This is a genomic window from Erwinia sp. B116 (assembly GCF_002865965.1).
Lineage (GTDB): Bacteria > Pseudomonadota > Gammaproteobacteria > Enterobacterales > Enterobacteriaceae > Erwinia.
In genome coordinates, this window is sequence record NZ_JRZZ01000057.1 from 2,984 (window position 1) to 15,348 (window position 12,365).

A 12,365-nucleotide genomic window follows, 5' to 3' on the forward strand; every position below is an offset into this window, starting at 1 on the left:
TGCCGGGGGTGAGCCTCTATCTGCAGCCGGTGCAGGATCTGACCATCGACACCCAGGCCAGCCGCACCCAGTATCAGTTCAGCCTGCAGGCCGGCAGCCTCGACGCGTTAAGCCGCTGGGTACCGCCGCTGCTGGAAGAGCTGCGACAGCTGCCGGAGCTGCAGGACGTCAGCAGCGACTGGCAGGACCAGGGGCTGGAGGCGTTTATCCGCGTCGATCGCGACACCGCCAGCCGCCTCGGCATCTCGATGGCGGACGTCGATAACGCGCTGTATAACGCCTTCGGCCAGCGGCTGATCTCCACCATCTACACCCAGGCCAGCCAGTACCGGGTGGTGCTGGAGCACGACACCAGCGCCACGCCGGGGCTGGCGGCGCTGCAGAGCGTGCGGCTGAAAAGCAGCGACGGCGGCAGCGTGCCGCTCAGCGCCATCGCCCGCGTCGAGCAGCGCCACGGTGCGCTGACCATCAACCATCTCGACCAGTTCCCGTCGACCACCTTCTCGTTTAACGTCAGCGACGGTTATTCGCTGGAGCAGGCGGTCAACGCCATTACCCGCGCCGAACAGGATCTGCAGCTGCCCGCCGATCTCATGACCCAGTTCCAGGGCAGCACCCTCGCCTTCCAGGCGGCGCTCTCCAGCACCGTCTGGCTGATCGTCGCGGCGGTGGTGGCGATGTATATCGTGCTTGGCGTGCTGTACGAGAGCTTTATCCATCCGGTGACCATCCTCTCCACCCTGCCCACCGCCGGGGTCGGCGCGCTGCTGGCGCTAATGTTCAGCGGCCACGAGCTGGACGTGATCGCGATAATCGGCATCATCCTGCTGATCGGCATCGTCAAGAAGAACGCCATCATGATGATCGACTTCGCGCTGGCCGCCGAACGCGAGCAGGGAATGACGCCGTACGACGCCATCTACCAGGCGTGCCTGCTGCGCTTCCGGCCGATTCTGATGACCACGCTGGCGGCGCTGTTTGGCGCGCTGCCGCTGATGTTCAGCTCGGGCGTCGGCGCCGAGCTGCGCCAGCCGCTGGGCACCGCGATGGTCGGCGGCTTAATCGTCAGCCAGGTGCTGACGCTGTTTACCACCCCGGTAATCTACCTGCTGTTTGACCGTCTGGCCCACGCCACCCGCCGACGCCTGGCCCGCCCGGAGGCCGAGTGAGATTCTTCGCGCTGTTTATCCACCGGCCGGTGGCCACCCTGCTGCTGACGCTGGCGATCCTGCTGGCCGGCGGGCTGGGTTTCCGCATGCTGCCGGTGTCGCCGCTGCCGGACGTCGATTTTCCGGTGATCGTGGTCTCCGCTTCGCTGCCCGGCGCCTCGCCGGAGACCATGGCGTCGTCGGTAGCCACGCCGCTGGAGCGGGCGCTGGGGCGCATCGCCGGGGTCAGTGAGATGACCTCCAGCAGTTCGCTCGGCAGCACGCGGGTGATCCTGGTGTTCGACTTTGACCGCGACATCAACGGCGCCGCCCGCGACGTGCAGGGGGCGATTAACGCCGCGCAGAGCCTGCTGCCGAGCGGCATGCCGGGGCGGCCGACCTACCGCAAGGCCAACCCGTCCGACGCGCCGATTATGATTCTGACGCTGACCTCAGACACCTTCTCGCAGGGGCAGCTCTACGACTACGCCTCGACCCAGCTGGCGCAGAAGCTGGCGCAGATTGAGGGGGTCGGTGACGTCAGCGTCGGCGGCAGCTCGCTGCCGGCGGTGCGGGTCGATCTCAACCCGCAGGCGCTGTTCAGCCAGGGCGTGTCGCTGGACGCGGTGCGCGAGGCGATTGCTAACGCCAACGTGCGCCGCCCGCAGGGAGCGATCGAGGATAAGCAGCAGCGCTGGCAGCTGAAGACCAACGACGAGCTGCAGACCGCCGCCGAATACCAGCCGCTGATCGTCCACTATAACAAGGGCGCGGCGGTGCGGCTGCAGGACGTGGCGACGGTCAGCGACTCGGTGCAGGACGTGCGCAACGCCGGCATGGCCAACGGCAGGCCGGCGATCCTGCTGATGATCCGCAAATCGGCGGACGCCAACATTATCGAAACCGTTGACCGCATCCGCGCCCAGCTGCCGGTGCTGAACAGGATCGTGCCGGCCTCGATCAGCCTGGAGCTGGCGCAGGACCGTTCCCCGACCATTCGCGCCTCGCTGCATGAGGTGGAGCAGACGCTGGTGATTGCGGTGGCGCTGGTGATCCTGGTGGTGTTCGCCTTCCTGCGCTCGGCGCGCGCCACGCTGATCCCGGCGCTGGCGGTGCCGGTGTCGCTGATCGGCACCTTTGCCGCCATGTACCTGTGCGGCTTCAGCCTGAATAACCTGTCGCTGATGGCGCTGACCATCGCTACCGGCTTCGTGGTCGATGACGCCATCGTGGTGCTGGAGAACATCTCGCGTCACGTCGAGGCGGGCATGAAGCCGCTGCAGGCGGCGCTGCAGGGGGTGCGCGAGGTCGGCTTTACCGTGGTGTCGATGAGCGTGTCGCTGGTGGCGGTGTTTATTCCGCTGCTGCTGCTCGGCGGGCTGCCGGGGCGGCTGTTCCGCGAATTTGCCGTCACCCTGTCGGTGGCGATCGCCATCTCGCTGCTGATTTCGGTGACGCTGACGCCGATGCTCTGCGCCCACCTGCTGCGTAAAACGCCGCCGCGCCGGCAGCCGCGCATCCGCGGTTTTGGCCGCCTGCTCACCGGCCTGCAGCGCGGCTACGGCCGCAGCCTGCAGCGGGTGCTTAACCACCCGCGCTGGACGCTGCTGGTGTTTGTTGCCGCCATCGGCCTTAACGTCTGGCTGTTTATCAGCATTCCGAAGACCTTTATGCCGGAGCAGGACACCGGGCGGCTGAACGGCTTTATCCAGGCCGACCAGAGCATCTCGTTCCAGGCGATGCGCGGCAAGCTGCAGGACTTTATGCGCATCGTGCGTGACGATCCGGCGGTGGAGAACGTGGTCGGCTTTACCGGCGGCTTCCGCACCAACAGCGGCTCGATGTTTATCTCGCTGAAGCCGCTCAGCGAACGCGGGGAGAGCGCGCAGCAGGTGATCGCCCGCCTGCGCGGCAAGCTGGCGAAGGAGCCGGGGGCCAACCTGTATCTGATGGCGGTGCAGGACCTGCGCGTCGGCGGCCGCGAGTCGAACGCCGGTTACCAGTACAGCCTGCTCTCCGACGATCTGGACGCGCTGCGCGAGTGGGAGCCGAAAATCCGCCGCGCCTTTGCCGCGCTGCCGCAGCTGGCCGACGTGAACTCCGATCAGCAGGACGGCGGCGCGGAGATGGCGCTGACCTACGACCGCGAGAGCATGGCGCGGCTGGGCATCGACGTCGCCGACGTTAACGGCCTGCTGAACAACGCCTTCGGCCAGCGGCAGATCTCCACCATCTACCAGCCGCTCAACCAGTACAAGGTGGTAATGGAGGTCGATCCGCGCTGGACCCAGGACATCAGCGCGCTGGATCAGATGTACGTGATCAACGCCGACGGCAAGCCGATCCCGCTGTCGTACTTTGCCAGCTGGGCACCGGCCAACGCGCCGCTGTCGGTGAACCACGAAGGGCTGTCGGCCGCCTCGACCATTTCGTTTAACCTGCCGGAAGGGGTGTCGCTCTCCGAGGCGTCGGCCGCCATCGACCGCAGCGTCACCGCGCTCGGGGTGCCCTCCAGCGTGCGCGGCAGCTTCTCCGGCACCGCCGCCGAGTTCGAACAGTCGCAGGGCAGCCAGCTGTGGCTGCTGCTGGCGGCCGTCGCCACCGTCTATATCGTGCTCGGCATCCTTTACGAGAGCTACGTGCATCCGCTGACCATTCTCTCCACCCTGCCCTCCGCAGGAGTGGGTGCCTTGCTGGCGCTGCAGCTGTTCGGCACGCCGTTCAGCCTGATTGCGCTGATCGGCATTCTGCTGCTGATCGGTATCGTCAAGAAGAACGCGATCATGATGGTCGACTTTGCCCTGCAGGCGCAGCGCGGCGGGGCCAGCCCGCGCGAGGCCATATTTCAGGCCAGCCTGCTGCGCTTCCGGCCGATTATGATGACCACCCTGGCGGCGCTGTTCGGCGCGCTGCCGCTGGTGTTCAGCGCCGGCGACGGCGCGGAGCTGCGCCAGCCGCTGGGCATCACCATCGCCGGCGGGCTGGTGATGAGCCAGCTGCTGACGCTCTACACCACGCCGGTGGTATTCCTGGCGATGAATAAGCTGCGGCGCAAGGCTAAAATGCAGCCGGTTGCGGAATAAAGGAGACGCTGATGCCGCCACTCAGTCACCCCGATCTACAGAGAAAAATTCCGGCGCAGGACGCCGGCCTTTCTGCCCGGCAGATCGGCGTTCAGCGCCCTGTTACCGATGTTTCGGGGGGCTGACATGGCGACTCATCCGGCCTCCGTGCGCTGGCAGCTGTGGATCGTGGCGTTTGGCTTCTTTATGCAGACGCTGGATACCACCATCGTTAACACCGCGCTGCCGTCGATGGCCGCCAGCCTCGGCGAAAGCCCGCTGAATATGCACTCGGTGATCGTCTCCTACGTGCTGACCGTCGCCATCATGCTGCCGGTCAGCGGCTGGCTGGCCGATCGCTTCGGCGTGCGCAACGTGTTCTTCAGCGCCATTATCCTGTTCAGCGTCGGCTCGCTGTGCTGCGCCCTCTCCACCAGCCTGGACCAGCTGATCCTCTCAAGGGTGCTGCAGGGCATCGGCGGCGCGATGATGGTACCGGTGGGCCGCCTGACGGTGATGCGGCTGGTGCCGCGCGCCGAGTATATGGCGGCGATGACCTTCGTCACCCTGCCGGGGCAGATTGGCCCGCTGCTCGGCCCGGCGCTGGGCGGGGTGCTGGTCGAGTACGCCAGCTGGCACTGGATCTTCCTGATCAACATCCCGGTGGGGGCGATCGGCGCGGTGGCCACGCTGATGCTGATGACCAACTTCACCGTCGCCACGCGGCGCTTCGACTTCGCCGGCTACCTGCTGCTGGCGGCCGGCATGGCCGGGCTGACGCTGGCGCTGGACGGCCAGCGCGGTGAGGGTATGTCGCCGCTGCTGCTGTGCGTGCTGATCCTCGGCGGGGTTTTTTCGCTGCTGTTCTACCTGCTGCACGCCCGCCACAACGAGCGCGCGCTGTTCAGCCTGACGCTGTTTGATAACCGCATTTACACCATCGGCCTGCTCGGCAGCCTGGCCGGGCGCATCGGCAGCGGCATGCTGCCGTTTATGACGCCGATTTTCCTGCAGATCGGCATGGGCTACAGCCCGCTGCACGCCGGGCTGATGATGATCCCGATGGTGCTGGGCAATATGGGCATGAAGCGCATCGTGGTGCGCATCGTCAACCGCTTTGGCTACCGCAACGTGCTGACCGGCTCCACCGCCGCGCTGGCGCTGGTGGTGCTGCTGTTCCCGCTGGTGGCTCTGCTCGGCTGGGATCTGCTGCTGCCGGTGGTGCTGTTCCTGCAGGGAATGGTCAACGCCATCCGCTTCTCGGCGATGAACACCCTGACGCTGAAGGCGCTGCCGGACGCGCAGGCCAGCGAGGGCAACAGCCTGCTGTCGATGGTGATGCAGCTGTCGATGAGCATCGGCGTGACCGTGGCCGGGCTGCTGCTCGGCACCTTTGGCCACCAGGGCACGGCGGGCAGCCCGCTGCTGCAGGAGGCCTTTATCTACACCTATCTGTGCATGGCGCTGGTGATCCTGCTGCCGGCCGCGGTGTTCTGGCGCGTGCCGCCGGAATCTGACCTTAACGCGCCGCTGGCGCGCCGGAGGAGATCGTAATGTTCGCCCGACTGCGTTTTGGCATCAGCGCCAAGCTGTTTACCGCCATCTTCTCCACCTGCATTCTGGTGGTGATTATCATGCACTGGGGAATGCGGCTGAGCTTCGAGCACGGCTTTATCGACTACATTAAGCGCGGTAACGAGCAGCGGCTGGTGCTGCTGAGCGACGCGCTGGCCGATCAGTACGAGGCGCACGGCAGCTGGGATTTTCTGCGCAACAACAACCGCATGGTGTTTACCATCCTGCGTTCGCTGGAGCAGAACCCGGACGCCAGTAAACCCCTGCCGCCGCACGGCTGGCGCACGCAGTTCTGGGTGCTCGATCAGCAGTTTAAAGTGATGATCGGCCCCAGAGGCGATCCGTCGCCGGAGGGCACCCGGCGCAATATCACCACCAGCAACGGCAAGGTGGTCGGCTGGGTGGTCGGCTCGTCGTCGGAGACGCTGACCCGCAGCGCCGACATCAACTTTGACCAGCAGCAGAGCCGCACCAGCTGGCTGATCGTCGGGCTGACTACCCTGCTGGCGGCGCTGGTCACCTGGCTGATGGCGCGCGGCCTGCTGGCCCCGGTTAAACGGCTGGTGGAGGGCACCCACCACCTGGCGGCGGGCAACTTTGCCACCCGCGTGCAGGCCAGCAGCCGCGACGAGCTGGGGCGGCTGGGCCAGGACTTTAACCGGCTGGCCGGCACGCTGGAGAAGAACGAGAGCATGCGCCGCGCCTTTATGGCCGATATCTCCCACGAGCTGCGCACGCCGCTGGCTATCCTGCGCGGCGAGCTGGAGGCGATTCAGGACGGCGTGCGTAAGATGACCCCGGAGTCGATTCTCTCGCTGCAGAGCGAGGTCACCACCCTGACCCGGCTGGTGGACGACGTGCACCAGCTGTCGCTCTCCGACGAGGGGGCGCTGGCCTACCGCAAAAGCGACACCGACCTGGTGCCGCTGGTCGAGATGGTCTGCGCCAGCTTCCGCCACCGCTTTGAGCAGCGCGGGCTGGCGCTGGATCTGCAGCTGCCCGATGAAGCGCCGCAGTTTGGCGATCCGGACCGGCTGATGCAGCTGTTCACTAACCTGCTGGAGAACAGCCTGCGTTACACCGACGCCGGCGGCGGGCTGACCATCAGCCTGCAGAGCGGCGCGGCGGGCAACCGCCTGCAGTTTGACGACAGCGGACCCGGCGTCAGCGACGAGCAGCTCGGCCAGCTGTTCGAGCGCTTCTACCGCGCCGAAAGCTCGCGCAACCGCGCAAGCGGCGGCTCCGGGCTGGGGCTGTCGATCTGCCAGAACATTGCCGAGGCCCACGACGGCACCATTACCGCGCAGCACTCGCCCGCCGGCGGGCTGCGCGTTACCCTATCCTTACCGCACAAGCCACACTGACCGGGAGCCGCGATGACTGAGCCAACCGCACCACTGATTTTAATCGTGGAAGATGAACCAAAACTCGGCCAGCTGCTGATCGACTATCTGCACGCCGCCAACTACCGCACCCACCACCTGCTGCGCGGCGACGAGGTGCTGCCGTGGGTGAAGCAGCACTCGCCGGACCTGATGCTGCTGGACCTGATGCTGCCGGGCCTTGACGGCCTGTCGGTGTGCCGCGAGCTGCGGCGCTTCAGCGAGATGCCGGTGATTATGGTTACCGCCAAAACCGAAGAGATCGACCGCCTGCTGGGTCTGGAGATCGGCGCGGACGACTATATCTGCAAGCCGTTCAGCCCGCGTGAGGCGGTGGCGCGGGTGAAAACCATCCTTAAGCGCTGCCTGCGCCCGGCGGAGGAGGCGCAGCAGGCCTCGCTGCTGAAGATGGACGAGCACCGCTTTCAGGCCAGCTGGGACGATAAGCCGCTGGACCTGACCCCGGCCGAGTTTCGCCTGCTGAAAACGCTGGCCCAGGAGCCGGGCAAGGTGTTCTCGCGCGAGCAGCTGCTGAATCAGCTGTATGACGACTACCGGGTGGTCACCGACCGCACCATCGACAGCCACATTAAAAACCTGCGCCGCAAGCTGGAGCTGCTGGACGCTAACCAGCCGTTTATCCGCGCCGTGTACGGCATGGGCTACCGCTGGGAAGCCGACGTCTGCCGTTTGATGTAGATCAACACCTGCTCCTATCCTGCCCCGTAAAATCTCCCGCTTTACTGCGTCACCGCCCTGCTCCGGCCAGCTTCAGAAATGAAGCTGGCAGCGCTGCCCCCGGCCCCGCAGCGGCCGCTGAGATAGCTTAACAACGCGTGGCGGTGCGCTGCCGCAGGGTGACCACCTGCAACCACACCGAGACCACATGATGTTTAAACCCGAACTGCTCTCCCCTGCCGGATCGCTGCGCAATATGCGTTACGCCTTCGCCTACGGTGCCGACGCCGTGTACGCCGGGCAGCCGCGCTACAGTCTGCGCGTGCGCAATAACGAATTTAATCACGCCAACCTCGCCACCGGCATCGCCGAGGCCCACGCGCTGGGCAGGAAGTTCTACGTGGTGGTGAATATCGCGCCGCACAACGCCAAGCTGAAGACCTTTATCCGCGACCTGGAACCGGTTGTCGCCATGGGGCCGGATGCGCTGATTATGTCCGATCCCGGCCTGATTATGCTGGTGCGCGAGGCGTTTCCGCAGGTCGATATTCACCTGTCGGTGCAGGCCAACGCGGTCAACTGGGCGACGGTAAAGTTCTGGCAGCAGCTGGGGCTGACCCGGGTGATCCTGTCGCGCGAGCTGTCGCTGGAGGAGATTGCGGAGATCCGCCGCGAGGTGCCGGAGATGGAGCTGGAGATTTTCGTGCACGGCGCGCTGTGCATGGCCTACTCCGGCCGCTGCCTGCTCTCCGGCTATATCAACAAACGCGATCCTAACCAGGGCACCTGCACCAACGCCTGCCGCTGGCAGTACGACGTGCAGGAGGCGCGGGAAGATGCGCTGGGCAATATCGTTGACGCCGCGCGGCCGGTGACGGTGCAGGAGCGCGCGCCGACGCTGGGCTGCGGCCAGCCGACCGCGAAGGTGTTTACCCTGACGGAGGCGCAGCACCCCGGCGAGGTGATGAGCGCCTTTGAGGACGAGCACGGCACCTACATTATGAACTCGAAGGATCTGCGCGCGGTGGCGCACGTGGAGCGGCTGACGCAGCTTGGCGTGCATTCGCTGAAGATTGAGGGGCGCACCAAGTCGCATTACTACTGCGCGCGCACCGCCCAGGTGTACCGCCGCGCGATTGACGACGCCGCCGCCGGTAAACCTTTCGATCCACAGCTGTTGCAGTCGCTGGACGGGCTGGCGCACCGCGGCTACACCGAGGGTTTTCTGCGCCGCCACACCCACGACAGCTACCAGAACTATGACTCTGGCCACTCGGTTTCCGACAGTCAGCAGTTTGTCGGCGAGTTTACCGGCGAGCGGCGCGGTACGCTGGCGGAGGTCGAGGTGAAGAACAGGTTCAGCACCGGCGACAGTCTGGAGCTGATGACCCCGGCGGGCAATCTGCACTTTACGCTGGCGCAGATGGAGAACGGTAAGGGGCAGCCGGTGAACGTGGCACCGGGCAACGGCCACCGGGTGTGGCTGCCGCTGCCGGAGGCGGTTGACGTGGCGTATGCGCTGCTGGTGCGTAATCTGCCCGCCGCCGTTCACCCGGCTGAGCTGAGCGATCTGGCGAAAGAAGTTTCATGATGTAAATAATTTTTGAGTAGCGTCACATCTTGCCGGCGACTTCCCGGTTATGATGCACCCGCTTCTAACGACGAATTAAAAAAGGCGTTATCCGGTTATCTCCCCCACGCGGCTTACGCATCAGCAGCGTGCAGGTTCCCGGTCAGAACCACCTCATTAGGCCCGCCCGGCTCCCCCGTGCGGGCTTCTCTTTTTCTGAAATTCCCTTCACTTTTGACCGGCCGTTACCCGCTGGCGGCAGGATGTGCTATATGTTGATGCAATCCGTTGACCTTTCAGGAATATAAAATGGAAACACAACCTCTTACGCTGGCGATTCTGAACGGCAAGAGCGCCGGTAATGAAGAGCTGCGCGCGGCGATTAGCGCCCTGCGTGATGAAGGCGCGGCGCTGGAAGTGCGCGTGACCTGGGAGCACGGCGACGGCGATCGCTACGTGCGTGAGGCGCTGGCGCGCGGCGCGGCGACGGTGGTTGCCGCCGGCGGCGACGGGACGATTAACGAGGTGGCGACCGCGCTGGCGCGTCTGCCGGCGGGCAATCGTCCGGTGCTGGGTCTGGTGCCGCTGGGCACCGCCAACGATTTTGCCACCAGCTGCGGTATTCCGGCCGAGCTGGAGGCGGCGCTGCGGCTGGCGATTTTTGGCCGTGCTACTCCTATCGATCTGGCGAAGGTGAATGACGATCGTTACTTTATTAATATGGCGACCGGCGGGTTTGGTACGCGGATCACCACCGAGACGCCGGAGAAGCTGAAGTCGGCGTTGGGCGGGGTGTCGTACTTTATCCACGGGTTGATGCGTATCGATCAGTTGAAGGCCGACCGCTGCGAGATTAGCGGGCCGGATTTCAGCTGGCAGGGTGATGCGCTGGTGATCGGGATTGGTAACGGTCGTCAGGCGGGCGGCGGTCAGCAGTTGTGCCCGACCGCGCTGATTAACGACGGTAAGCTGGAGCTGAGCGTGGTGACGTCGCAGGAGCTGTTGCCGACGCTGTTGCACCGGTTAACCAGCGAGGAGAAGGACCCGAATATGATTACGGCGTCGCTGCCGTGGCTGACGATTAGCGCGCCGCATGAGATGACGTTTAATCTGGATGGTGAGCCGCTGAGCGGGAAGGAGTTTCGCATCGAGGTGTTGCCGGATGCGCTGGAGTGCCGGTTGCCGCCGTCGTGTGAGCTGCTGGCGTAGCATTCGGGGCGCTTTGGGGCCGGGTCGCTTTGAGTACGGTGCCCGGCTTATCGGGGGGGACATCCGGAACGCGGACACGCTGTAAATACGTCCCTGTACGCTCGGCGTCGCGCATCCCTGCGCGCCGACGGTCCGCTTATCCGGATGTCCCCCCCGATTGCCCTTAAGTTCTTGTATCGCTGTTTTATTGACTATTCAGGCACTGGGGGTTGTACTCAGGTTTGTTGATGCTTCGCTTTTCCGATGTCCCCCTCTGATTGTTATTCAACTCTTGTGCCGCTGTTTTTTTTATCCCTATTCTTTGCGGGTGCAGGGGGTTTTGTTGAGCCCGGCGATGCAGGGGGAGACAAACAGCGTGCCGGTCCATGCGCCGCGGGCGGTTTTGCTGGCGACCAGCAGCCACATAAGCGCCAGCAGGCCGGTGAGCAGCGCGCCGAAGAGGCGGAAGAAGCTGACGTCCACCAGGGTAGCCAGTTTCAGGGTGGTGAGGGCGAAGACGCCCAGCGGGAAGGTGAAGCCCCACCAGCCGAGGTTAAACGGGATGCCGTCATGGCGGTAGTGGGCGGTGATCAGCAGCGCCAGCAGCATCCACCACAGTCCGCAGCCCCAGAACAGCAGGCCGGCGATCAGGCCGAAGCCCTGCGCCATGCTGGCGATCGCCGGCAGGTGGTTGGCGGCGAAGATCGCCGGGGCGTCGCCGCCGATCACCAGCATGCCCAGCGCGCCGGTGCCGATCGGGCCGAGCGCCAGCCAGCTTGAGGCCGCCATGCTCTGATGCGGCAGTTTGTGCAGCGCCATGCGCAGCAGCAGGATCACCAGGATGCTCATCGCGATCGGTACCGAGAACGCCCAGAGGACGTAGCTGGCGATCAGCGTGTGCAGCTGCGCGGCGCTGTCCGCCAGGTGCGGGGCCAGCAGGCCGCCGCTGACCGCGGCGACTTCGGCGGCGACCACCGGCAGCAGCCAGACGGCGGTCATCTGGTCGATGCTGTGCTGCTGGCGGGTGAACATCATGTAAGGGATGCAGATGCCGCACAGCAGCGACATCGCCACGTCCAGCCACCATAGCACGTGGGCCACGGCGATGACGTCGACGCCCCAGCGCGGCAGGCCGAAGGTGAGCAGGCCGTTGATGATGGTCGCCAGCCCCATCGGGATGGTGCCGAAGAACATCGAGACGGTAGAGTGGCCAAAGATGCGTTTGGCTTCGTCGAAGTACATTACCCAGCGCGCAAGGTAGAGCAGCGTGAACAGGCTGAACAGGACGATGTTGAGCAGCCACAGTCCTTCGGCGACGGCGTGCAGGCCGGGGATTTGCCACGGCAGGGCGGCCAGCGCCAGTGCGAGGATGCCGGTGCCCATGGTGGCGGCGAACCAGTTGGGGGTGAACTGGCGGATGGCCTCTTTCGGGCTGCTGAGGGCGGCCAGCGGGCGGCGGCCGTTGTGTAATGCTGGGATCATTGTGCTCATTATTGTTATCTCGCAGGTGACACGACTGCCTTACTCTACGTTCTAATCCCGGATTCCGGGAAACGACTTATGGCGATGGAATCTATCGCTTAAAGTGGTTTAATTCTACTTAATAATCATTTTTTAAGGTATTTGTGCGGGATGGGGGATCGTTTTTGGGGCCGCTGGTCGCTGCGGGTTCGGTGCCTGGCTAATCAGGGGGTGGCTTTTGGGCCGCTGGTCGCTGCGGGTTTCGGTGCCTGGTTAATCGGGGGGTGGCTTTTGGGCCGCT

8 protein-coding genes are annotated in these 12,365 nt (G+C 64.9%); 7 read left to right on the forward strand and 1 reads right to left on the reverse strand.

The window, feature by feature from the left end; all coding sequences use genetic code 11:
- The 7 genes from NV64_RS24275 to yegS all read left to right on the forward strand — a co-directional run.
- Nucleotides 1-1,169, forward strand: a 1,169-nt coding sequence (locus NV64_RS24275; RefSeq protein WP_233209065.1) for an efflux RND transporter permease subunit, incomplete at its 5' end; no start/stop codon positions are given.
- Complete coding sequence (gene mdtC / locus NV64_RS21350) at nucleotides 1,166-4,231, forward strand: multidrug efflux RND transporter permease subunit MdtC (protein ID WP_101506727.1); 3,066 nt, start codon at nucleotides 1,166-1,168, stop codon at nucleotides 4,229-4,231. The genes NV64_RS24275 and mdtC, both read left to right, overlap by 4 nt.
- A 126-nt stretch (nucleotides 4,232-4,357) precedes the next feature.
- Nucleotides 4,358-5,764: a multidrug transporter subunit MdtD gene (mdtD, locus tag NV64_RS21355; protein WP_101506728.1), complete on the forward strand. Its 1,407-nt coding sequence runs from the start codon at nucleotides 4,358-4,360 to the stop codon at nucleotides 5,762-5,764.
- Entirely contained in the window at nucleotides 5,764-7,149 is a 1,386-nt protein-coding gene (gene baeS, locus NV64_RS21360; RefSeq protein ID WP_101506729.1) for a two-component system sensor histidine kinase BaeS, read from the forward strand. The genes mdtD and baeS overlap by 1 nt, the downstream gene beginning before the upstream one ends.
- A 12-nt stretch (nucleotides 7,150-7,161) precedes the next feature.
- A complete protein-coding gene (gene baeR, locus NV64_RS21365) occupies nucleotides 7,162-7,866 on the forward strand; it encodes a two-component system response regulator BaeR (RefSeq protein ID WP_056233295.1) in 705 nt (234 codons plus the stop codon).
- 190 nt (nucleotides 7,867-8,056) lie between these two features.
- Nucleotides 8,057-9,436, forward strand: a complete 1,380-nt coding sequence (gene yegQ, locus NV64_RS21370; protein WP_101506731.1) for a tRNA 5-hydroxyuridine modification protein YegQ — start codon at nucleotides 8,057-8,059, stop codon at nucleotides 9,434-9,436.
- A 288-nt stretch (nucleotides 9,437-9,724) separates the two neighbouring features.
- Complete coding sequence (gene yegS / locus NV64_RS21375; RefSeq protein WP_056233297.1) at nucleotides 9,725-10,624, forward strand: lipid kinase YegS; 900 nt, start codon at nucleotides 9,725-9,727, stop codon at nucleotides 10,622-10,624.
- Between the two features lie 294 nt (nucleotides 10,625-10,918).
- Here the strand turns inward: yegS and NV64_RS21380 are convergent, their stop codons facing one another.
- Nucleotides 10,919-12,085 carry a TDT family transporter gene (locus NV64_RS21380; RefSeq protein WP_101506730.1) on the reverse strand — a complete coding sequence of 389 codons (1,167 nt, stop codon included), beginning with the start codon at nucleotides 12,083-12,085 and terminating at the stop codon, nucleotides 10,919-10,921.
- Nucleotides 12,086-12,365: the final 280 nt, after the last annotated feature.

Excerpts from the sequence above, each read along its gene's own strand:
- mdtD (WP_101506728.1), top strand. The coding sequence starts at position 4,358 with ATGGCGACTCATCCGGCCTCCGTGCGCTGGCAGCTGTGGATCGTGGCG.
- baeS (WP_101506729.1), top strand. The coding sequence starts at position 5,764 with ATGTTCGCCCGACTGCGTTTTGGCATCAGCGCCAAGCTGTTTACCGCC.
- baeR (WP_056233295.1), top strand. The coding sequence starts at position 7,162 with ATGACTGAGCCAACCGCACCACTGATTTTAATCGTGGAAGATGAACCA.
- yegQ (WP_101506731.1), top strand. The coding sequence starts at position 8,057 with ATGTTTAAACCCGAACTGCTCTCCCCTGCCGGATCGCTGCGCAATATG.
- yegS (WP_056233297.1), top strand. The coding sequence starts at position 9,725 with ATGGAAACACAACCTCTTACGCTGGCGATTCTGAACGGCAAGAGCGCC.
- NV64_RS21380 (WP_101506730.1), bottom strand. The coding sequence starts at position 12,085 with ATGATCCCAGCATTACACAACGGCCGCCGCCCGCTGGCCGCCCTCAGC.